Annotated in this window: 19 protein-coding genes, 1 pseudogene and 1 other annotated feature; of the genes and pseudogenes, 12 read left to right on the top strand and 8 right to left on the bottom strand. The window is 66.7% G+C overall.

Annotation, left to right across the window (positions count from 1 at the left end):
* Window positions 1–140 precede the first annotated feature (140 nt).
* Window positions 141–329 (top strand): hypothetical protein, encoded by a 189-nt coding sequence (locus KK617_RS12855; RefSeq protein WP_277500436.1) that lies wholly within the window; start codon window positions 141–143, stop codon window positions 327–329.
* A gap of 268 nt (window positions 330–597) precedes the next feature.
* On the opposite strand, the gene KK617_RS12850 is transcribed toward KK617_RS12855, so the two are convergent.
* Both KK617_RS12850 and KK617_RS12845 read right to left on the bottom strand, forming a co-directional pair.
* A protein-coding gene (locus KK617_RS12850) for an IS3 family transposase (protein WP_277500435.1) occupies window positions 598–1838 on the bottom strand; the annotation gives its coding sequence in 2 pieces (ribosomal slippage) (window positions 598–1556 and window positions 1556–1838; 1242 coding nt in all).
* Window positions 1429–1557: a sequence feature (AL1L pseudoknot), on the bottom strand. (Overlaps the previous gene by 129 nt.)
* Before the next feature lie 37 nt (window positions 1839–1875).
* Window positions 1876–2855: pseudogene (locus tag KK617_RS12845) on the bottom strand (IS3 family transposase); the annotation flags it as partial.
* Window positions 2856–2902: 47 nt separating this feature from the next.
* Between KK617_RS12845 and KK617_RS12840 the strand changes: the two are divergent.
* A complete protein-coding gene (locus KK617_RS12840; RefSeq protein ID WP_218848686.1) occupies window positions 2903–3205 on the top strand; it encodes a DUF2243 domain-containing protein in 303 nt (100 codons plus the stop codon).
* Between the two features lie 51 nt (window positions 3206–3256).
* On the opposite strand, the gene KK617_RS12835 is transcribed toward KK617_RS12840, so the two are convergent.
* A complete protein-coding gene (locus KK617_RS12835) occupies window positions 3257–4435 on the bottom strand; it encodes a cytochrome P450 (protein WP_179516874.1) in 1179 nt (392 codons plus the stop codon).
* A gap of 623 nt (window positions 4436–5058) precedes the next feature.
* Between KK617_RS12835 and KK617_RS12830 the strand changes: the two genes are divergently transcribed.
* The gene (locus tag KK617_RS12830; protein ID WP_181642504.1) at window positions 5059–5658 is read left to right on the top strand and encodes a TetR/AcrR family transcriptional regulator; all 600 of its coding nucleotides are present in this window, start codon (window positions 5059–5061) and stop codon (window positions 5656–5658) included.
* Between the two features lie 29 nt (window positions 5659–5687).
* A complete protein-coding gene (locus tag KK617_RS12825) occupies window positions 5688–8006 on the top strand; it encodes an MMPL family transporter (RefSeq protein WP_277500433.1) in 2319 nt (772 codons plus the stop codon).
* A gap of 575 nt (window positions 8007–8581) precedes the next feature.
* On the opposite strand, the gene KK617_RS12820 is transcribed toward KK617_RS12825, so the two are convergent.
* From KK617_RS12820 to KK617_RS12805, 4 genes are all read right to left on the bottom strand, one after another.
* A complete protein-coding gene (locus KK617_RS12820; protein WP_277500432.1) occupies window positions 8582–9217 on the bottom strand; it encodes a hypothetical protein in 636 nt (211 codons plus the stop codon).
* Between the two features lie 58 nt (window positions 9218–9275).
* On the bottom strand, window positions 9276–9863 hold the full coding sequence (locus KK617_RS12815; protein ID WP_068124016.1) for a TetR/AcrR family transcriptional regulator: 588 nt from the start codon (window positions 9861–9863) through the stop codon (window positions 9276–9278).
* A 224-nt stretch (window positions 9864–10087) separates the two neighbouring features.
* Window positions 10088–10582, bottom strand: a complete 495-nt coding sequence (locus tag KK617_RS12810) for a PaaI family thioesterase (protein ID WP_179519313.1) — start codon at window positions 10580–10582, stop codon at window positions 10088–10090.
* 1 nt (window position 10583) lies between these two features.
* A complete protein-coding gene (locus KK617_RS12805; protein ID WP_179516878.1) occupies window positions 10584–11195 on the bottom strand; it encodes a TetR/AcrR family transcriptional regulator in 612 nt (203 codons plus the stop codon).
* 100 nt (window positions 11196–11295) lie between these two features.
* Here KK617_RS12805 and KK617_RS12800 point away from each other — a divergent pair, with 100 nt between their 5' ends.
* Together KK617_RS12800 and KK617_RS12795 are read left to right on the top strand one after the other, a co-directional pair.
* Window positions 11296–12393, top strand: a complete 1098-nt coding sequence (locus KK617_RS12800) for a BtrH N-terminal domain-containing protein (protein WP_068124011.1) — start codon at window positions 11296–11298, stop codon at window positions 12391–12393.
* 778 nt (window positions 12394–13171) lie between these two features.
* On the top strand, window positions 13172–13858 hold the full coding sequence (locus KK617_RS12795; RefSeq protein WP_277500431.1) for a transglutaminase-like domain-containing protein: 687 nt from the start codon (window positions 13172–13174) through the stop codon (window positions 13856–13858).
* 11 nt (window positions 13859–13869) lie between these two features.
* On the opposite strand, the gene KK617_RS12790 is transcribed toward KK617_RS12795, so the two are convergent.
* The gene (locus tag KK617_RS12790; protein WP_277500430.1) at window positions 13870–14841 is read right to left on the bottom strand and encodes an AraC family transcriptional regulator; all 972 of its coding nucleotides are present in this window, start codon (window positions 14839–14841) and stop codon (window positions 13870–13872) included.
* 165 nt (window positions 14842–15006) lie between these two features.
* Here KK617_RS12790 and KK617_RS12785 point away from each other — a divergent pair, with 165 nt between their 5' ends.
* The 6 genes from KK617_RS12785 to KK617_RS12760 all read left to right on the top strand — a co-directional run bounded on the left by KK617_RS12785 (window position 15007) and on the right by KK617_RS12760 (window position 20686).
* A complete protein-coding gene (locus tag KK617_RS12785) occupies window positions 15007–15327 on the top strand; it encodes a 2Fe-2S iron-sulfur cluster-binding protein (RefSeq protein WP_068121188.1) in 321 nt (106 codons plus the stop codon).
* Window positions 15328–15343: 16 nt separating this feature from the next.
* Window positions 15344–16750, top strand: a complete 1407-nt coding sequence (locus KK617_RS12780; protein WP_277500428.1) for a cytochrome P450 — start codon at window positions 15344–15346, stop codon at window positions 16748–16750.
* Complete coding sequence (locus tag KK617_RS12775; protein WP_277500427.1) at window positions 16747–17949, top strand: FAD-dependent oxidoreductase; 1203 nt, start codon at window positions 16747–16749, stop codon at window positions 17947–17949. Before KK617_RS12780 ends, KK617_RS12775 begins: the two co-directional genes overlap by 4 nt.
* A 194-nt stretch (window positions 17950–18143) precedes the next feature.
* Window positions 18144–18779: a lysophospholipid acyltransferase family protein gene (locus KK617_RS12770; RefSeq protein ID WP_277500437.1), complete on the top strand. Its 636-nt coding sequence runs from the start codon at window positions 18144–18146 to the stop codon at window positions 18777–18779.
* Between the two features lie 64 nt (window positions 18780–18843).
* Window positions 18844–19455: a TetR family transcriptional regulator gene (locus KK617_RS12765; RefSeq protein ID WP_277500426.1), complete on the top strand. Its 612-nt coding sequence runs from the start codon at window positions 18844–18846 to the stop codon at window positions 19453–19455.
* Window positions 19456–19588: 133 nt separating this feature from the next.
* On the top strand, window positions 19589–20686 hold the full coding sequence (locus KK617_RS12760; RefSeq protein WP_179516883.1) for a BtrH N-terminal domain-containing protein: 1098 nt from the start codon (window positions 19589–19591) through the stop codon (window positions 20684–20686).
* Window positions 20687–21435: the final 749 nt, after the last annotated feature.

Here is a 21435-nt window from a genome sequence, read left to right as displayed (position 1 = left end):
ACTACCGCCGCCTGCACTCCAGCATCGGCCAGATCCCACCAGCCGAGCACGAGCACGACTACTACGCTGCCCTCGACCGAGAGCCGCACCCCGTATAGAAGCGGCAGAGAACCCGTGACGGTTCACAGATCTTTCCGGCCATGGACGAGGCGCGCCGCATCATTCGGGGCAAGCGGCGGGGCTACAACATTCTTCGCTACCTGCTCCTACGGATGCGGAACGAGGTCCTCAAGGCGCAGTACTACTGGGAGCCGAACTCCCGGCTGTCGAACCTGAACCTCGGGTACGGGTGCATCCCCTTTGACGGCTCTTCACAGTTGAGGGTGTAGCAGGCGTGTGAGGTAGTCGGCGCGCGTAGGTCCTGGGGCAGGCGTCGAGGTCTCCCAAGGATGGAAGTTCTCACACTGCCCATCCGGAAGACCTCGACGTGCCTGACGCTACCCCGCAGGCGGGCTTCGCTTGCCCCGACCTGACCACCTTCGCTCGTCTCGATGAGCTCGGCCTGGTCGTCACCGGCCAACGACTCAGCCCCGACCGTGCCGTGCTCGCGTGCCGAGTTGAACCGCCCCGGCATGTCCGGAGGCTGGGTTTGGTGGCTCAGCCGGTCGGCTTGAGCTCGTTCTTTGCAGCGTAGTGGAGTTCTTCGGCGGCCATCGGGGTCAGGTCGTCGAGGGACTCGTGGGGACGCTCGTGGTTGAAGAAGTCGACCCAGTTCAAGGTCTCCAGTTCGACGTGCTCGACGCCGCGCCAGGGACCCTCGGGGCGGATCAGCTCGGCCTTGTAGAGCCCAATCTGCGACTCCGCGAGCGCGTTATCGTAGGCATCACCGACCGACCCCACCGACGGGTCGACACCCTCGTCGACAAGCCGCTGGGTGAAGGCGAAACTGACGTATTGCGACCCCGCGTCCGTGTGGTGGATCAGCCCCGACAAGTCGGTGATGCCGGCCTGCTGGCGGGTCCAGATCGCGTGCTCGAGGGTGTCGAGCACCAGGTCGGTGGTCATCCGGGTGGCTGCGCGCCATCCGACGATCCGGCGGGAGAAGACGTTGAAGACGAACGCGACGTAGACGGTGCCGGACCAGGTCGCGACATAGGTGAAGTCGGCTACCCACAGCTGGTCGGGACGGCTCGCCCAGAACTGCCGGTCGACCAGATCGCCCGGCCGTGCCGCCGCGGGGTCACCGATCGTGGTGCGGACCTTCTTCAACCGCAGCGCGCCGACCCAGCCCTGCTCGCGGTAGAGCCGCTCGATCGTGCACCGAGCCACGTCGTGACCCTTCCCGCGCAGGTGCAGCCACATCTTCCTCGCCCCGAACCTCGCGAGCAGCTTCTGCCGGGCACGCTCGGACTCGATCAGCGCGACCAGCTCCGCGTCCCGCAGCACTCGTTTCGAGGGCCGCCGCGAGACCGCCTCGTAGAAGGTGGACGGGGCGACCTTGATCCCGTGCTCTGCGAGCACGCGACAGATCGGCTCGACCCCGAACTCCCCGCGGTGATCGGCGATGAAGTCGATCAGAACCTGTTGGGGCGGTCGAGCTCCGCCGCGAAGAAAGCCGAGGCCGCCTTCAAGATCTCGTTGGCCCGCCGCAGCTCGGCGACCTCCTTCTTCAGCGACTTGATCTCCGCGATCTCCTCGCTGGTCTTGCCCGGACGGACCCCGCCGTCGATCTCGGCCTGCCGGATCCACTTGCGCAACGACTCGGTCGAGGTGATGCCCAACTTCGCAGCCACCGACCTGATCGCCGCGGCCTCATGCGGATAGTCCTGCCGGGACTCCATCGCCATCCGCACCGCGCGCTCACGCAGCTCGGTCGGGTACTTCGAGGGACGTGCCATGAGAGTGATCCTTCCAACGAATCAGCTCTCCGGACTCGCCGGGGCGGTTCAATCCGACCATGTGGTGACGGTTGAGTGCACGGACGAATCTCCGGCTCCGAAATTGCGAGCCCCTGTCCGTGTGCACGATGCAGCCGACCACGCCGCCGCGCCTGGCGACCGCGTTGTTGAGCGCCGCGACCGCGAGCCGGGACTTCATCCTCGAGTCGATCGAATAGCCCACGATCCGGTTGGAGTAGACGTCCTTGAACGCGCAGAGGTAGAGCTTGCCTTCGCCGGTGCGGTGTTCGGTGATGTCGCCGATCCACAGCTCGTTCGGCCCATCGGCATTGAACTCGTGCCGGATCACGCCGTGCTTGTCGACGGTGGCGCACAGGTCGTCGTGGACCGGTGGGCCGGGCCTCTTCGCCTTCCCGCGCTTGGGCTTGCCGAACGCGCTCCACCAGCCCATGTCCGAGCAGATCCGCCACGCGGTCCGCTCCGCCATAGGCTCGCCGGCTTCGCGTGCCTCGTCGACCAGGAACCGGTAGCCGAACTCGGGATCGTCACGGTGGGCGTCGAACAGCGCATTGGCGCGGTAGGCCTCCTCCAGCTCGGCGTCGGTGACCGGACGCTGGAGCCAGCGGTAGTAGGGCTGACGCGCGATCTTGAGCACCCGGCACGTCACCGTAACGGGGATCCCGTCCACGGCCAGCTCGCGGACGAGCGGGTACATCATTTTCCCGGCAGGTTCGCCTGCGACAGATAGGCCGCCGCGCGGCGCAGCACCTCGTTCTCCTGCTCCAGCAGCCGGATCCTCTTCCTCGCCTCACGAAGTTCGGCGCTCTCGGCAGCGGTCGTCCCCGGCTTCACGCCATCCTCGACGTCTGCGGTCTTCATCCAGTTCGTCAGGCACGACTCGCTGATGCCGAAGTCGGCAGCGATCTGCTTGAGGTGGACTCCCGGCTCACGGTTCCTCGCGACGCGAACGACGTCGTCGCGGAACTCCTTGGGGTACGGCTTCGGCACAGTGCACATCCTTCCAGCGGCACCTCTCGGCACCACAGATCAGATGTCACCTATTCGTGCAGCAGTCCCCAATCAAGGCTTGGCGTGGAGGCCGTTTCGCTCCGAGTTGGTCCTTCCATTTCGGCCTGGTTCTCGCGGGGTGGGGGATCTTCAACCTGTTGGAGGGCATCGTCAATCATCACCTGCTCGGTGTTCACCATGTGCGCGACGACATCGGCGCCCCACTGTCGTGGGATCTCGGGTTCCTAGCGTTCGGCGTGCCACTGGTCATCAGTGGGTGGCTGCTGCACAAGCGCGGTTCAGCGGTGATGGAGCGACGGGCACGAGCAGTGGCACGCCGAGCCTCGGTCGGCAGCTGAAGAGGAACTGCGTGTGGCTGTCGCCCGCGCCGGACCTTCCGCCGACCTGCGCTACTCCAGGGGCAGGGACAGGTAGCCGCGGATGGGGCCAGAGCGGAGTCGAACGGCCGAATCCAGGTCGACTTCCCAGTCCGGTTGGCGGGCGAGGAGTGCCTGCAGCGCGATGCGCGCTTCGAGCCGCGCCAGCGCCGCGCCGAGACAGAAGTGGATCCCACGTCCAAACGCGACCTGCCGTTCGGGAGCGCGATGGAGGTCGAAGTGGTCGGCGTCTGAGAATGCCTGGTCGTCTCGGTTGGCGGAGCCGAAGAGCAGCAGCACGGTTTCGCCAGTCGCCATGTGTTGTCCGTGCACGTCGACCGGCCGGGTAAGGGTGCGCGACAGGCCCTGGACGGGGGAGTCGTAGCGGAGCAGCTCTTCGACGGCGCCGGGAACGAGTTCTGGGCGGTCCGCCAGTTGCCGGCGGCTATCGGGCTGCTGAGCGAGCACGACCGCGCTGTTGGAGAGCAGGTTCGTGGTGGTCTCGTGTCCGGCCACGAGCAGCAGCAGACAGAAGCCGAGGAGCTCATCCTCGCTGAGGCGTTCGCCGTCGGCGTCGGCCTGGACCAGCGCGCTCATGAGGTCGTCCTGAGGGCGCGCGCGTCGTTCAGCAAGAAACTCTGAGAAGTAGTCGTAGAGGGATGTGGCGGCCTCCAGACCGGGGCCGAACTCGCCACGGGCGGGGTTGGACTGTATGAGAGTGGTGGACCACGTGCGGAAACGGTCACGGTCTGCCCGCGGCACGCCCAGCATGTCGGCGATCACGATGGCCGGCAGCGGTCCGGAGAACCCAGAGACAAAGTCCCACCCATCCGACTTCGGTGAATCATCGAGCAGATCGTCCACGATGGAGTGGATGTGGGGTTCGAGTGCGGCGATTCGCCGGGGGGTGAACGCCTTGCTGACGATCTTGCGCAGCGCGGTGTGTCGCGGTGGGTCGGTCATGATGAGCATGGGCAAGAACAACTGGGTCATGTCCACCCCGGGAGGGGTCGGGAAGATCCCGGACGCAGAGGAGTAGGTCGCCGGGTCGGCGAGCGCCGCGCAGACGTCGACGTATCGGCTGAGCACCCAGGTGTTCGCCTGCTCCGACCAGTAGGCGGGGACTTCACTGCGCAGCTGCCGGTAGACCGGGTAAGGGTCAGCGATGATGTCGGGATCGAACGGGCTGTAGGTCAGCTGCTGGTTGCTCATCGGTATCTCCAGGTGGCTTCATCGTCTGCTTCGTTCCCAGGCGCCCTCGACGCCGCTCCACCTTCGAACGGCCGGATCTGGTGTGGCGTGTGGTTCGCCTGTGCAGTGCCGCGAGGGGCGCAACGGCAGGAGGCGGCGATCGGCCTGGGGCCGTGGACTATCAGACAACCCTCTCAGTTTCAACAATGAGTTTGTACTCTGAGTACAGCACACCCCGTCATTCAAGTCGAGACTCCTGGCGGCGCCAAAGTGTCGTCCGGTGCCGACTCAGCGCACCCCAGACGGAGGACTCACCCACGCCGCGCCGCTCGCCTCATGGCGAGGCCCAGAGCAGCGGTGATGACGATCAGGTCTTGGCTCAGCAGGGCGGTCGGCATTCCGAGGATCCGCTGGGGGATGCTGTGCTGGTCGTAGGGCGAGCTGCCGGGTATGAACCGGGTCAGGTTGAACGGCGCCGCCCAGCAGGGCGATCGGCAGCAGTGCCGCGCCGGTGACCAGCCGCTCCGAGGAGGGGTCGCGCGGCCGGCGACTGCGCAGCGGCCGGTCCGGGGGGCCGCGACCAGAATGTGATGTGCAGATCAGGCAATTTTGCCTGTTGGGCAAGTGCCTGGGAGGCTATGGCCGTGACCCAAGGCCTGAGGGAGAGGAAGCGTGCGGCGACGGCACAGGCGCTTGCCGAGGCTGCCTTTGGCCTGGCGAAGGAGCGCGGCCTGGACGGGTTCGTGATCGACGAGGTCGCAGAGTTGGCCGGCTACTCGCGTCGTACATTCGCGAACCACTACCCCTGCAAGGAAGCGGCGGTGGCATCGGTCGCCTACGCCGGTATTGAGGCTGCCGCCGACGCACTCGAGGACGTGTCGGATGGGCGCCCGTTACTGGACGCGGTCGAGGTCGTGCTGCGGCTGCAGTTGACGACAGCGGGGCTTTCCCGGATGCGGGAGGTGCTGGCGTTGGCGCGCGCGCATCCATCGTTGGAGCCTCACGTCTATCACGTCCAGCACCGGATGCGGTTGGAGGTCGAGGAGCGGGTGGCCGCCGTGGCGGCCGGACGCTATCCGGCTTCCTACCTCACCCTGTTGGTCGGCGCCGTCTACGGCATGGTCTCCACCGCGCTGGAGGGGCTCGTCGACGTCCGCCTTCCTGGCGATCCGCCGAGTCGCGACGCCGTGGAGTTCGACGAGTTCCTGACTGAGGTCTTCAATCACCTCCGTACCGGGTTCTGACCCGCACATCACTCGCTGAGGAGCAGCCCATGTCCACGTTCTTGTACCGCCTCGGGCGCGGTTGCTTCGGCAAGCCCTGGCCCATCATCGTCGGGTGGGTGTTGGTGCTGGCTGCCGTCGTCGCTGCACTGGTGGTCAACGGGGTGAAGGTGACCTCGGAGATGAAGATCGACAACACCGAGGCCCAGCAGGTTCTCGATCGGGTCTCTCGGGAGCTGCCGGAGGCATCGGGAGGCCAGGCCAGTGTGGTGTTCACCGTTCCAGACGGCGACCGGCTGGATACCCCCGCGCGGATGGCCGCGATCGCTGAGACGGTCCAGGACGTCTACGAGCTGGACCAGGTCATCAACCCGGCTGACTTGAGCCAGGGTCAGGGGCAGCCGCCGGGAGGGCCTGGGGCTGACCAGCCGGAAAGCGGGCCGGGGACGGCGCCGCCGTACCAGCCGCTGGTCCTCGACGGGACCCCGGTGCCGGGGGTGCTGGTCTCGACTCAGGCGCCAGTGGCGCTGTTCCAGTTCCAGTTCACCGTGCCGTCCACGTCGCTGACCGACGATCAGGTCTCCGCGGTCTTGTCGGTCGTCGAGGATGCGGAGCGGGGCACCGGTCTGCGGGTCCTGCCGAGTGACTCGCTGAAGGCGATCGAGATCCCGGTCGGCGCCGCCGAGGTGGTCGGTCTCGCGGTCGCGGCCGTGGTCCTCGTTCTTACGCTTGGCTCGCTCGTCGCCGCTGGCCTTCCATTGATCACCGCCCTCGTCGGGGTCGGGGTGGGCGTGGGAACGGCGTTTGCCCTGTCGACGACGGTGGAGATGAACACCGCAACCCCTGTCCTGGCGTTGATGATCGGCCTCGCGGTGGGAATCGACTACGCGTTGTTCGTGGTCAACCGGCAGCGGCGACTGATCATCGATCGCGACCTCGACGCCCGCGAGGCGGCTGGCCGGGCGGTTGGAACGGCAGGCAGCGCCGTGCTCTTCGCCGGTCTCACCGTGATCGTGGCCTTGGTCGCGCTCACCGTCATTGGCATCTCCATGCTCACCACCATGGCTCTGGTCGCCGCGGCCACGGTGCTGCTCGCTGTCCTCATCGCGCTGACCCTGCTGCCGGCTCTGCTCGGACTGATCGGGGAGCGGATCGTGTCGGCCAAAGCCCGCAAGAAGGGGCATACCCGCCGGGAGGAGGACAGCCACAGCGTGGCCGACCACTGGGTCAAGGCGGTGGTGCGGTTCCGTTGGCCGGTGATCCTCGGTGTAGTGGCGGTCTTGGGGGTGGGTGCTGTTCCCGCGGCGAGCATGGACCTCGGCTTGCCGACGGGTGCCAGCGCAAACACCGACACCGCCGCGCGGCAGAGCTACGAGGCGGTCACCCGCGGGTTCGGTGAGGGGTACAACGGTCCGTTGCTGGTGACCGTGGAGTCCGCCGATGGCGCCGCCGTCACGCCTCGGACCCTCGGCGCGGTGACCCAACAGCTCCAGCAGCGCAAGGAGATCGTCGCTGCGGTGCCAGTGGGCACCAGTCAGGACGGGGAGATGGCAGTCCTCAGTGTCATCCCCACCTCGGGCCCAGACGACGATGCCACGGCCGACCTCGTTCAGGCGCTCCGTTCACCCAGCTCGGCTGTCGCCCAGGATCATGACGTCGTGATCGGCGTCACTGGCTTCACCGCTATCGGCATCGACATGTCCGACCGGCTCGCCGAGATCGTCCCGCTGTACCTGATCATCATTGTGGGGCTGTCGCTCCTGATTCTGCTGGTGGTGTTCCGGTCACTCGTCGTACCGATCCAGGCCACGCTCGGGTTCCTGCTCAGCATCTTGGCGACCTTCGGGGTGACCACTGCGGTGTTCTCTTGGGGATGGCTTGGCTGGATGGTGGGGGTCGACACCGGCGGGCCATTGTTCAGCTTCATCCCGGTCATTGTCACCGGAATCCTCTATGGGCTAGCGATGGACTACCAGGTCTTCCTGGTCTCCTCGATGCGCGAGTCCCACGTCCACGGCCACCACGGCGAGGCCGGCGTGGTTCACGGTTTCGATCAGGCCAGCCGTGTCGTGGTCGCCGCCGCGGTGATCATGGTCTCGGTGTTCGCCGGCTTCATCTTCAGCCATGACGTGATGATCAAGCAGATCGGCTTCGCGCTTGCGATCGGCATCCTCATCGACGCCTTCTTGGTCCGCATGACCTTGACTCCGGCGCTGATGTCGCTGTTCGGCGACAAGGCCTGGTGGTTGCCGCGTTGGCTGGACCGGATGCTGCCCGACCTCGATGTCGAGGGCGACAGGCTCCTGCGCATGCTCACGGAACGTCAGGACACGGAGGTGGCGCGTCGTCCTGAGGTCATCGGCAAGTAGTGGCCCGCCCTCACGGCCGCGTGCGAAGGAGGGGGCGGTGTGGCCGGGGCGCGTGCTGGTCTGCGTCACCGGCACATGTAGCGAGCCTGGCTCGGCCCGTACGGGATGAAGGGATCCGCCCGCTCGCGCGACTATCGAAGCGGCCTCGGTCGGCCGTGGCGTACCCTTGGCCGCGTCCCGCCGTGAGGCTCATTCACCGGCGGGGAGCACCGAAGCCGGAGGAATTCCTCGATCTCGCGCAGGCCGCGCGCGATGTCTCTGTCGATACGGCTCCTTCGTCGCTGCTCGCGCCGCTCAAGCCAGTCACGCTCCCATTGCTGCCACTCGCGGTAGCCGCCACATCCGAACCACCAGCAACTCCCGAAGGCCACCATTCCGCCATAGAGCCACCACGCCGCATGCCACACCACGTCGGAGAGCAGGTCCGCCATTGGCTGCCAGACAGGCCCGCGGTTCATTGGGTCACCCCCAACGGACGCGAACGGGAAGAGAGAAGCGTCCGGATGGCAGCACGCTACATGCCGTCGTGCATGCACGTAAGTCCGTCACGAGTGGGTAGCGCTCGGCCACCCGGATCACCAGAGGTTCGGGCCTGTCTTCTCATCGAGATTTCGCACATGCCGCGCGACACGTACGAGGATTCGCTGCAGTCGGTCGAAGTACCCGGGTAGCTGCTCGAGCACGGCGGTGCTCCGGTTGAGACGTTCCAGGCTCTCGGGGAGTGGCCCCGCGGTGTCTGCGAGCCTCCGCATCGGCCTCCTCACCTCCGTCAGTGGCTCGACGAGGTCGCGATCGAGCCGACGTAGCGAGGTCTGGAGGCCCTCGAGCTGCCCGGAGAGGGCCGCGATCTTGGGGGCGGCCTCGCCGAGCGGCTTGGAGGTCCGCTGCAGGGCCGCCAGGTCATCCAAGAGTTGGTTGATCTGGCCGGCGAGGGTTTCGATGTGCGGCGCGACCGCGGAGAGGTCCTCGGTCGCGGTGGCCACAGGGGGAGTGAGGCTCTCGACATTGCGGTCGATCCTCTCTACCTGGTCCAGGGTGTCCGGCGCTCGGTCAACCACTTCTAGGGCCGCCGGCATGTCGGAGGCCGCCCGCACCAGCCGGGGGATGTGCGGCAGCAGCAGGGCGACCGCAACGGTGAGGACGAACAGTGCCAGTGCGAGGACAGCGGTCAGTACGCGGACTGCCCAGATCGGCAGGGCTTGGTTTAGCACGTCGTAAGATCCTCGTCTGTCGGGACCGGCACCGTCGCTTGCGGCCGCGCGGTCGGGGTCAGCGCTGACGCAGCCGCAGGCCGTCGAGGACCAGGGTCGTCACGGCGCTCGCGATGCGCTCCTGGTCCAGGGCCTGGTCGGTGACAAGGTAGGACAGGGCGCTGATGGTGACCGCACCGAAGACCGCCATGGCACCCGACTCCGGATCGGGCACCTGCCGCAGCGAGCCCTCAGTCACGCCGTCCTCGATCAGCGACTGTACGGGCTGGTAGTAGGCCGCATGAATCATCGCTGCGATCTCAGGGATACGGCCCGCACGTCCTAGCTCACCCACCAAAGCCCGGCAGATCGCCGGCTGCTCCGCCATCACCCGCAACTGCGCTCGAATCACCTCGGCGAGCCGGGCCGCTGCCGACCCTTCCGACTCGACGGCGATGGCCACCTCATCCGCAACGCGGTTCAAGGTGTCGCGGAACAGAAAGGCAAGGATCTCCTCCTTGCCGGCGAAGTAGTAGTACAACGTCGCCTTGGGAATCCCAGTGGCAGCAGCGATGTCCTCGATCTTGGTCTGCTCGACACCGTGATCGGCGAACAGCTCCGCTGCGACGCTGAGTTTGACCGCCGTGTGAGCCGGGACAGTACGCACCGACGTGGATCCCTTCGCTGTGCTGGGCTTGTACCGAGAGTACAAACATGGCGTCCATCTGCACAACTGACCGCGTCAGCCGACGGCCCGGGGTCGGGGCCGGATTGGCGAGCCGCTCGAGTGGTCCCGATCCCGGGTGTGAGCGTCAGCGGATGCCCGGATTGGAGGCGCAGGCCGCAGGCCGCGAGCGATGGCCCGAGGCGGCCCTGCAAGGACGGGCGCGGTCAATCCGCAGGCACGCCAGGTGGACTGCCCTGAGCGAAGTGCTCGACAGACACTTTCACGAACACGGCCGTAGAAGTGATGACCGCGCGACCGGCTGGCTCGGTTGCACGGGCAGCGACGAACAGCTTGCGCCCTTCGCGCCGGACGACATCGGCCTGGAGTCGGTACTCCGCTCCGATGAGTACCGGTGCCAAATACTCGATCGTCAGTTGGCGGGTGACGGCAGGGCCTCCTTCGAGGAAAAGCAGGCAACCGTAAAGGTCATCGACAACGGTGGCGACTGCGCCGCCATGGACAATGCCCGGTGCGCCTACGTGACGATTGTCGAACGTGTGCCAAGCCTGCACACCATCCCCGTGCCGCAGGGCCCGGAGGTGGTGCCCATGGGGATTGTTCGGGCCGCACCCCAGGCAGTGGTCGTGGTGAGTCGGGAGTTCAGCCCCGTCCGGGTAGACGGTGAACTTCTCCGCCCACATGGCCAGCAGCGCTTGCATGTCAGCCACGAGGACCGCCCTGGAGGCGCTGCGCCCAGGCAGCCAAGACTTCGCTCTGCCGTTCATGGGAATGAGGAGCGAGCAGACCGCTAACCCCTCGACCGAGAAGGAGATCCAGGGTGAGTCGGATTTCGATGGGGTCCTGTGTGACGTAGGTGCGGCACATCTCGGCGAGCTCCGCGTTCACGCGGTCTTCGGTGGGGACCAACTCTGCCCGCAGCTCTTCGTGAGCGCGGGCGGCCACCCACAGTTCGAGGCTCGCCGCATACAAGGGCCCCGACAGCGCATCTGATAGCAGGCGGAGCGCCGTCCCTCGCCTCCTGTGGTCGGTCGCCCCCCCGTCCTCGGCGTCACGGAGCTCGAGCTGGGCCATCTGCTCTCGGACGCGGCGCAGGCGCTGCTGCGCCAAGTGCTCAACCGCCGCCACGACCAACTGGTCGCGTGTCCCGAAGTGGTGCAGCTGCGCGCCGCGAGAAAGGCCCGCTCGAGCCGCGACCGCGGCGCTGGTTGTCCCCGTATAGCCGAGCTCGGCAAGGCATGTGACCGTCGCGTCCAGCAATGCCCGACGGGTAGCAGCCGAGCGGTCTTCTTGTCGTCCTAGCTTCAGCGGCACAGCCTGAGTCTACATGCGTGCATGAATGCATGTAGATTCGCGCCCACCGTTTGACGGGCACACGCTCGCGCAGAGTGCTCCGACTACTCCAGGAGTTCCCATGTCAGTTGAGGTCGCTGCGCTTCGGCCGGAGCCGCGTCGAGTGCTGCTGGACTATCCCCACCGTCAGGCAGGTCATTGCGGGTCCGGAGCGCTGAGAGACCTCTTGGAGTGGGCCGGCCTGGGCTGGGAGGAGGTGCCGAGCGAAGGTCTGGTCTTCGGAATGGGCGGTGGGCTCGGCTTCACCTATCTGCGGGTGCCTGGTCTCACCCCGCCCATCTACGTCGTCGGGCGTAGCAGTGACCTTGAGGTGGATCTTCTTGCCAGGCTGGGTGCAGAGGTCGACGTCCGGCACACCGACGACCCCGCCACCGGTTGGGGTTGGGTCCGTGGGGAACTACGACAAGGTCGTCCCGTGCTGATGTGGGCAGACATCGCTGAGTTGCCCTACCTGAATGTCCGCCTCCAGATGAGTCGGCACGACATCGTCGTGATCGGTTACGACGACGAGACCCAGACCGCTTTCGTGGTTGACAACGACCGAGCCGAGGTGCAGGAGGTCCCCTACGATGCGCTTGCGCGGGCGCGCGCGTCACGATCCTTCCCCGTGCCCACCAGGCACACGACCTACTTCGTGAACTGGCCCCAGGTCCTGCCGGATCTCCGCCCGACCGCGGCTTCGGCCCTCGTCGCCTCCGTCGAGAACATGCAAGCGGCGGCGACCGCGATCATCCCGGACACCTCGGTGCTGCCGCCGGATGCCGTTGCTGGTGCCGGGATCGATGGAATCGGGGTCTTCGCGGAAGATGTCGGCCGGTGGCCGGAACTCATGCCCGAACCTGAGTTGGACGTCGCGCTGCGCTCTCTCCACGCCTTCGTGGAGAAGGCAGGGACCGGCGGCGGCCTGTTCCGCCGGTTGCAGGCGCAGTTCTGTGCCGACGTGGCGCGGCGAACGCGGTCCGCTGAGATGGCGAAGGCTGAAACTGCGCTCCTGCGCTGCGCGGCCACATGGTCGGCTCTAGCTGCCGCCGGCCGTAGCGACGGATCGACGCTCGCTCGCTGGCGACACGTCAATGAACTCGCCGCGACTCTCACCAGCGACGAGCACCATGCCATCTCCCAGATGCGCACTGCTGCGGGCGAACTCCGGGGTGGGTGACCGATCGTGGCCGGTCGGCGAACGCAATACGCGAACACCACCGCCGACGATCCCCGCTCCACAGCTTAAGCATTCCAAGCCGATCGCCGAGTCATCTCGACTCGTCTCCCATCGAGGTCCGCGGCGCGAACAGCTAGTGGCGGCGGCTGACGCGATCGAGGATCACGGCGCCGGGGTCGGCACCGCTCAGATCGCCGAACGCGCAGGCATGCGCGGCCCCACGTCTACCGCCACTTCGCAGCAAGGAAGATCTCGTCGGCGAGGTGCTGCGGTGCGCGGCGGACCAGGTCATCGACCACCCTTCGGCCCGCGATGCAGGTCAGTGGCACCGGCCCTGCCATCATCCGGGTGCCATCGGGGCTGCACTCGGTTGGGCGGCCGAGCATCCGACCCTCGATCGCTTCATGGCAGTGCGCCAGCAGAACAGGGAGATGCGTCGGGCCAGGCTTGGGGCGCACGCGGTTCCGGGGGAGTTGGTGGCCGCCGCGTCGGGCGTACCTGCGCAACCCCGAGGTCGACCTTCCGGGACGGCGTCATGGCGGGGCTGATGGGCACCCGGTCGATGCTGGGACCATCTGTTGGCTCGACTACCACGACGAGTCGCACGACGAGGTCGTCGCCCGGATCGCACACCAGGTGTGGTTGACCCGCGCAATCTCGCTGACAGCGTCGGGCTCGGCTTCGACGACGACAGCTACTTGAGCGTCCGATGAGGACCGCTCCAGCGTGTGGACGGCGCGCACTGTGCGCAGCCGCGTTGGGAAGAGGAGGCCGACGCATGGTCGTCGAGGTCGGGAAGGCCGACGACCACCTGGCGGTGGCGATGACGCCGACGGCGGGACCGCACCTTGAGTCGGCCTTCTTCCTCGATCACGACAGCGCTGCGGTGCGCGACTTCACGCAGCAGGTGGTCGCCGGCGCATCGACGCCGCGTGAGCGGGCGAGCCTGCTCTTCGCAGCGGTCCGGGACAGAGTCTGGTACGACCCCCATTCGGTGCCCCGAGACCCTGAGCACTACCGGGCCAGCTACGTGCTCGAGGCAGGCCGCGCCTACAGCGTTCCCAAGGCCGGTGCTGCTGACCGCAGCGCTGCGGGCCGTGGGCATCCCTGCCCGGGTGGGCTTCGCCGACTTCCTCAACCACCTGCGGACCGACAACCTGCGGGCCCTCATGGGTGGCGCGGACCTGTTCGTGTACCACGGGTACTGCAGCGTCCACCTCGACGACCGATGGTTGAAGGCGACGCCGGCCTTCAATGGCGAGCTGTGCGAGAGCTTCGACGTGCCCCGATGGACTTCGACAGCTTCGACGACCTCTCGCTGGACCGGACCCTGACGGCCCTCGACCAGGCCTACGGCCGCATGACCCCCGGCTTAGGGGTTGCGGACGACACCTTCGCTGCTCCTGCCGACACCGGGGAGGCCACCGAGCATGCAGCCGTGAACCCGTCGGTGAGCTCGGACTGAGCACTCTCGCCTCATCGGTGCTCGTGCTCACCTCGGAAGTGGCTCGGTGAGCTGCCGGTCCATCTCTTGAAGGCGTGCGAGAAGTTGGTGAGATCGCTGTAGCCGAGCTCGTTGGCGACCTCGCTGACCGACGTGGAGGGGTCGAGAAGCCGCTTCCTGGCGCGGTCGACCATCGACTGCTGCAGCAGCTCCCGGAAACTGGTCCCCTCAGCGGCGAGGCGGCGCTTCAGGGTGCTCGAGGACATCGAGAACTCGTTTGCGACGGACTGGATCGTCCTCGCCCCGGGCCCGTCGTCGAGCAACGCCCGGACCCTGCGGGCGAACTCCGGGGTGCCGGCTCGGCGCGCGAGCGCCTGCTGGAGCTCGGTGACGGCGAGTCCGTAGGTGATCGGGTCGGGGAAGCGGCAGGCAGCACGAAGCGTCCTCGCGGGCATGTGCAGGTAGGAGAAGGGGGCGTCGAACTCGAGTCGGGACCGGCTCTCGGCCTCTCGGGGTAGCCCGCTCGGCTCCGGCCAGTGGCTGTGCATGGTCGCCTCCGACGGCTCGCCGACCAGCAGGTCGATCAACCGCATGAGTGCCAGTCCGCAGTAAGTGACGACCAGACAGTCGAGATCGGGGTCGCCTGCGTTCCCCAACAGCCTGATCGTCAGGTCGTCCTGCCGCGGATGGAACTGCGTGGTGACCGCTTTGGTGATCAAGGGCAGGTAGGTCAGCAGCTCCACGACCTCTGCGACGGTGCACGCGCTGACCAACGGGACACTCAACGGTCCGAAGGACGTGAGCTGTGCGTGTTCTGCGCAGGCGATCCCGAGCCGGGTGGCCTGCTCGCCGTCGAGGTCGGGATAGACCTCGCGGAACCACCGCAGCGGTGCCTCGCCCTGGGTCTGGATGAGAGTCAGCTCACCGGTTCCCTCGCGCGCCATGACGACGCGAAAACGCTCGACGGCGTCCTCGTCGATCGCCGGACTGCTCAGCAGCTGCACGAAGGCCAGCGACGGGACGCCTGGCTCGTCTGTCCACACAGGCAACCCTCACGTGATCCGAATTCACAACATACTGACACGATACGACATGGCTTTGCCAGCGGACCGCCGACAACAATCATCGCCAGAACGTCCATCCAGTAGGCAAAGTCAGGAGAATTGTCGATGGCAGTGGTCACCTTCATGTCACACGACGGGGAGCAGCACGAGGCCCCGCTCGAGGAGGGCAGTTCGCTGATGCAGGTGGCGACGAACAACGCCATCCCGGGCATCGATGCCGACTGCGGCGGCGAGGCCGCATGCGGCACCTGTCACGTGATCGTTGATCCCGCCTGGGCCGACAAGGTCGGCCGGTCCGGTCCCGAGGAGGAGGAGATGCTCTCGATGAACCCCGAGCGACAGCCGACGTCTCGCCTGTCGTGCCAAGTCAAAGTCTGCGAATCGTGGGATGGCTTGACCGTGCAGTTGCCCGAGTTCCAGATGTAGCAGGAGGTCAAGCCAGATGAAGTTCCCAGAAGTCAAGATCCCAGAAACAGTGAAGACGAAGGTCGAGTCCGCCATCCCCCTGGAGCGACAGATCCAGGGCGCGCGCCTCTACGACAAGGGCCGGCGGTGGCTCACCGGCGCGAACGGGCCGATGTTCGTCGAGGCCCCGATCCCGCCGGTCGAAGAGGTCCCCCTCGCCGACATCGACCTCAGCAACCCGTTCCTCTACCGACAGGGGCGGTGGGCGTCCTACTTCGAACGTCTGCGCAACGAGGCTCCGGTCCACTACCAGCCCCACAGTCCCTTCGGCCCGTTCTGGTCGGTGACGCGTCACGCCGACATCATGGCGGTGGACAAGAACCACGAGGTCTTCTCCGCCGAGCCTCTCATCGTCATCGGAACACCCCCGCGGTTCATGGACGTCGCGATGTTCATCGCCATGGACCCACCCAAACACGACATACAGCGTCGCGCCGTCCAAGGTGTCGTTGCGCCGAAGAACCTCCATGAGATGGAGGACCTCATTCGCGAGCGCGTCAGGGACGTCCTGGACAACCTGCCCGTCAACGAACCGTTCGACTGGGTGAGCACGGTGTCGATCGAGCTGACCGCCCGCATGCTGGCCACGCTGCTGGACTTCCCCTTCGAGGAGCGGCACAAGCTCGTCGAGTGGTCGGACCTGGCAACCTCGATGGAGCAGACCAACGGCGGCCCCGCCACTACCGACAACGACGAGCTGTTCCGCGGCATGCTCGAGATGGCGCGAGGACTCACGGAACTCTGGCACGCCAAGGCCGCCCGGCTCGCGGCCGGCGAAGAGCCCGGGTTCGACCTGGTCACGATGCTGCAGAGCGATGAGAGCACCAAGGACCTGATCAAGCGTCCGATGGAGTTCATCGGCAACTTCGTTTTGCTGATCGTGGGCGGCAACGACACCACACGCAACTCGATGAGCGGCGGAGTTCTCGCGCTGAACCAGTACCCCGACCAGTTCGAGAAGCTCAAGGCCAACCCGGACCTGATCCCGAACATGGTCTCTGAGATCATCCGCTGGCAAACCCCCCTTGCCTACATGCGGCGGATCGCCAAGACCGACACCATGCTGAACGGCCAGTTCATCCGCAAGGGCGACAAGGTGGTCATGTGGTACGCGTCCGGCAACCGCGACGAGACGGTGTTCGAGCGACCGGACGAGCTGATCATCGACCGGCCCAACGCCCGCAACCACATTGCTTTCGGCTTCGGCGTGCATCGGTGCATGGGCAACCGGCTGGCCGAGCTGCAGCTGCGGATCCTCTGGGAGGAGCTGCTCCCGCGCTTCGAGAGGATCGATGTGGTCGGGGAGCCGCAGTACGTGCAGTCCAACTTCGTTCGCGGCATCAGCAAGCTGATGGTCGAGCTCACCCCCAAGGGCGCCGGATGAGCACGGAACGCGCGGTGGTGGTCGGCGCCAGCCATGCCGGGGTACAGCTGGTCACCAGCCTCCGCCAGGAGGGTTGGTCGGGTGACATCGTGCTGGTCGGTGACGAGTCGGCGCTGCCGTACCAAAGACCTCCGCTGTCGAAGGGATATCTGGCCGGGAAGTGCTCGCTGAAGGAGCTGGCCATCCGGTCTGAGGACTTCTACGTCAAGCAGGACGTCGAGCCCCTGACTGCCAGCGTGCAGTCGATCGACCGGTCGGCGGGCGAGCTCGTGCTCGGCACCGGGGACCGCCTGTCCTATGACGCTCTTGCTCTTTGCACGGGAGCGCACCCCCGACGTCTCCGTGCCGAGGGTGCCGACCTCGACGGGGTGCACTACCTGCGTCGGTCGTCGGACGTGGAGCGGATTCGCGAGGACGCGATCCCCGGACGCAACGCCGTCATAGTGGGTGGTGGGTATATAGGGCTGGAGACCGCTGCCTCGCTGCGCTCGTCGGGCCTCCACGTCACGGTCCTCGAGGCCGCAGACCGGGTCCTCGAGCGGGTCACCGCCCCTGAGGTGTCGGCCTTCTTCACGCGGATCCACCAAGAAGAGGGCGTCGACGTGCGGACGGACGCCTCGGTCGAGGCCCTGGTCGGCGACACCCGCCTGCGAGAGGTGGTCCTGGCCAGCGGCGAATCGGTCCGAGCCGATTTTGTGATCGTCGGCATCGGTATCGAGCCGACCACCGAGCTCGCCGAGGCAGCCGGCCTGGTCGTGGACGACGGGATCCTCATCGACGCCCACGCCCGCACCAGTGACCCTGACATCGTGGCGGCCGGGGACTGCACGTCGCAGGACATCCCCCGCTACGGCCGACGAATCAGGCTGGAGTCGGTCCCGAGCGCAGTGGAGCAGGCCAAGGTGGCAGCAGCGACCATCTGTGGAAAGGACAAGGAGCTGGCGGCGCTCCCGTGGTTCTGGTCGGACCAGTATGACCTCAAGCTCCAGATCGCGGGACTCAACACCGGCTATGACGACATCGTCGTGAGCGGTGACCCGACCCGTGACCGCCACTTCACCTGCTACTACCTCCGGAAGGGCGAGCCGATAGCCGCTGACTGTGTCAACCGTCCCCGCGACTTCATGGCCACCAAACGCATGCTCACCCAGGGGACCGCGATCGACATGGCCGCACTGAAAGCGGAGGTGGCGGTGTGAGAAGCCGCAGTAACCGCTGGTCGTGGTCACCACCGAGCCATCGCCCGCCGAGCTGAGCAAGGATGGCTTGGAGGTCGACGGTCTGGACGGCGGTGAGAGTCCTGCATATCGCTCCGGACTTGCGTGACTCGCGTCGGCCCGCGGGTGAGAGACGCGTCCCCGGAGACGCCCGCGGGCCTGCGTGGTGGCTGGCCTTGCTCGTCTGTAAACCGCTGCTCCTGCTGGGCAGGAGAGCGGACTGGCGCCGCACCGAACGCCTGCCCGGGTCGGGAGGCGCGGTGCTCGCCGCCAACCATGTCTCCCAGGCCGACCCGCTGTTCCTGGGGGAGATGATCCTCGCCCAGGGCCGGACCCCCCGGTTCATGGCCAAGGCGAGCCTGTTTCACCGTAGAGCAGTCGGCTGGTGGTTCCGGTCGGCCGGCCACGTCGAGGTCGATCGGTCCGACGGCCGGTCTGGGATCCGTGCCGCGGTCAAAGCCGTGGAGCGTGGCGCTCTTGTCGTCGTGTATCCGGAAGGATCGATCACGAAGCGACCGGATGGGCGCCTGATGTCGCTCAGGTCAGGTGCTGTTCGCATCGCGCTGGAGACGTCAGCTCCACTGATTCCCGTCGCTCAATGGGGCGTGCAGGCGATCGTGCCAGCCTACGAAGGGAGGGTAGTGCTAGGCCGCCGCCGCCGTCGTCGGGTCACCCTGCTGGTCGGGGACCCGGTGCCACTCGAGGACCTCCGAAATTTTCCGAGGGCGACGGCAGTGACTGTAGGGGTGCAGAGACTCCAGGACACCCTCGCCGCCATGGTCGACCAACTGGCCGACGAGCACGCTAGGTAGCGTGCGGGCGTGTCCAGGTCAGGGACGCGAGTCGGTCGCGAGACACATCGCTAACCTCTCTGTCATGCGGGCACCGTCCATGCGCGAACGGTTCAGGCAGCACATGCGCGCCGCTGTCCTCGAGGCTGCCCACGACCTGATCGTCGACCGCGGCTGGGACCGGGTGCGTATGGGGGAGGTCGCGGATCGTGCCGGGGTGTCCCGGGCGGTGCTCTACAAGGAGTTCGGTGACAAGGCCGGCCTCGGAGAAGCCGTCGTACTCCGCGAGGCCTCGCGCTTCCTGGAGGGCATCCAGAAGGCGCTGGAGGCACACATCGGCGATGCGAAACGCGGCATCGCAGCAGCCGTCGACTACACCTTGAACGAGGCCGAACGCAGCCCCCTGCTCAAGGCAGTGCTCATCTCCAACCGCGACCTGGATGCGGGCAGTCAGGCGTCCACGGGGATGCTCCCGCTGCTCACGACATCCGCGCGGCTTCTCGACCTCGCCTCCGACACCCTGGCCGGATGGGTGGCGGAGAGCTACCCGAGCCTTCCCCCAGACGACGTCGTCGACGCGGCCGACACCATGGTGCGCCTGACGGTCAGTCATCTGGCGCTGCCCAAGTGGGACCGGACCGCGACGGCGAGCAAGATCTCCGAAGTCGCCGTACGGTTCCTCTCCCTCGAATCGTGACCTGCACCAGCCGTCACAACCGCCGTCGACCGCGAGCCCCTGCGTGCCTGAGCTAAATGTAGAGTCGCGGAACCCACCGCGCCCGACCCACCGGCGTACGCACAGAGCGCTGCGAGCCGGTTCAGGAGTTGCCATGTCAGCTGAGATCCTGCCCCGACAACCGGAGCCGCGGCGGATCCTGCTGGACTATCCCCACCGTGAGGCCGGTCATTGCGGTTCCGGAGCGCTGAGAGACCTCCTGGAGTGGGCCGGTCTCGGCTGGGAGGAGGTACCGAGCGAAGGTCTGGTCTTCGGAATGGGCGGTGGTCTGGGTTTCACCTACCTGCGGATGCCCGGTCTCACCCCGCCCATCTACAGCGTCGGGCGTAGCAGTGACCTCGAGGTCGACCTTCTTTCGAGGCTGGGTGCCGAGGTCGACGTCCGTGGCACCGACGACCCCGTGACCGGCTGGGGCTGGGTCCGCCGCGAGCTTCAGCAAGGCCGTCCCGTGCTGATGTGGGCGGACATCGCTGAACTGCCCTACCTCAATGTCCGCCTTCAGATGAGTCGGCATGACATCGTCGTGATCGGTTACGACGACGACACCGAGGCGGCTTTCGTCGTGGACAACGACCGAGCCGACGTGCAGGAAGTCCCCTACGATGCTCTTGCGCGGGCGCGCGCGTCACGGTCCTTCCCTGTGCCCACGAGGCACACCACGTACTTCGTGAACTGGCCCCAGACCCTCCCCGATCTCCGCCCGACCGCAGCTTCGGCCCTCGTCGCCTCGGTCGAGAACATGCAAGCGGCGGTAACCGCAATTATCCCGGACACCTCGGCGCTGCCACCGGATGCCGTGGCGGCTGCCGGGATCAGCGGGGTCGCGGTCTTCGCCGAAGATGTCGACCGGTGGCCGGGACTCATGCCCGAACCGGAACTGGACGTCGCACTGCGTTCACTCCACGCCTTTGTGGAGAAGGCAGGGACCGGCGGCGGCCTGTTCCGCCGGTTGCAGGCACAGTTCTGTGCCGACGTGGCGCGGCTAACGGGGTCCGCTGAGATGGCCAAGGCCGGAACCGCGCTCCTGCGCTGCGCGGACACGTGGTCGGCTCTGGCTGCGGCCGGCCGTAGAGACGGAGCGACGTTCGACCGCTGGCGACGGGTGAATGAGCTCGCCGCGACGCTCCCCAGCGATGAAGACCATGCCATCTCTCAGATGCGCAAAGCGGCGGGCGAACTCAGGGATGGGTGACCAATCGTAGGCAAGTCAGCGGACGCAGCACGCGAGCACCACCGCCGAGGCTCCGTGCTTGGGGCAGTCCAGGCATTCCCAGGTCCATCGACCTTGACTGTTGTTTCTGCCATCGCTGCGCCGCCGTGCTGACGAACGCCTCTTGGAGCCATCTCGCCTTTCGACTTCCCCGAGATCTGAGGTCTCGTCACCCAGAGGATCGGGCTCGAGACGTAGGCTGGGGCGAACTGAATACGGCTGGTGCACCCCTGGGGTGCACGGAGCCGAGGAAACGGGAGGCAACCGGAGGTAACGGGACGCCGGTTTCACGCTCAGGACGGCGGTCGCGCGTGATCAGGCGTGGTGTTCCTACGTTCAACTCCCCCCTCGCGCACGTAGTGACTGGCCCCGGGTTCCAGATCCGGGGCTTCGTCCATTTCGGACTCGCCCGGCGAGGGCGGTATGCCCGATGTTCGGTTGCCGCCGTGGCCGCGGCGTCGTCCTCCTCGTTTCGGTTGCTGGTGCTCGTCTCAGTCACCAAAGTCTTGGCCGTGCCCGCGGGCGATCAATCTGCGGCAACTTTCTGAGGCGAATGGAGAATTTGGACCGGCCGTGCACCCCCAGGGTGCACGGCCTGCGGATCGAGTGGCCTCTGGCTGCTCGCGCACCGCCTGCAAGACCTCGTCAGCCGCGCCGGCGACATCGTCCACAACCCCTCGCCTGCCGACGAGTCCGTGGCTTTCACAGAAGCCTGGCCGACACCGCGGCCT

The organism is Nocardioides sp. ChNu-99 (assembly GCF_029493445.1).
Classification (GTDB): domain Bacteria; phylum Actinomycetota; class Actinomycetes; order Propionibacteriales; family Nocardioidaceae; genus Nocardioides.
This window is presented reverse-complemented; position numbering and strand designations above follow the sequence as displayed.

Excerpts from the sequence above, each read along its gene's own strand:
- KK617_RS12855 (WP_277500436.1), top strand. The coding sequence starts at position 141 with ATGGACGAGGCGCGCCGCATCATTCGGGGCAAGCGGCGGGGCTACAAC.
- KK617_RS12760 (WP_179516883.1), top strand. The coding sequence starts at position 19,589 with ATGTCAGCTGAGATCCTGCCCCGACAACCGGAGCCGCGGCGGATCCTG.
- KK617_RS12780 (WP_277500428.1), top strand. The coding sequence starts at position 15,344 with ATGAAGTTCCCAGAAGTCAAGATCCCAGAAACAGTGAAGACGAAGGTC.
- KK617_RS12835 (WP_179516874.1), bottom strand. The coding sequence starts at position 4,435 with ATGAGCAACCAGCAGCTGACCTACAGCCCGTTCGATCCCGACATCATC.
- KK617_RS12800 (WP_068124011.1), top strand. The coding sequence starts at position 11,296 with ATGTCAGTTGAGGTCGCTGCGCTTCGGCCGGAGCCGCGTCGAGTGCTG.
- KK617_RS12825 (WP_277500433.1), top strand. The coding sequence starts at position 5,688 with ATGTCCACGTTCTTGTACCGCCTCGGGCGCGGTTGCTTCGGCAAGCCC.
- KK617_RS12765 (WP_277500426.1), top strand. The coding sequence starts at position 18,844 with ATGCGGGCACCGTCCATGCGCGAACGGTTCAGGCAGCACATGCGCGCC.
- KK617_RS12810 (WP_179519313.1), bottom strand. The coding sequence starts at position 10,582 with ATGCAAGCGCTGCTGGCCATGTGGGCGGAGAAGTTCACCGTCTACCCG.
- KK617_RS12785 (WP_068121188.1), top strand. The coding sequence starts at position 15,007 with ATGGCAGTGGTCACCTTCATGTCACACGACGGGGAGCAGCACGAGGCC.
- KK617_RS12795 (WP_277500431.1), top strand. The coding sequence starts at position 13,172 with ATGGTCGTCGAGGTCGGGAAGGCCGACGACCACCTGGCGGTGGCGATG.
- KK617_RS12775 (WP_277500427.1), top strand. The coding sequence starts at position 16,747 with ATGAGCACGGAACGCGCGGTGGTGGTCGGCGCCAGCCATGCCGGGGTA.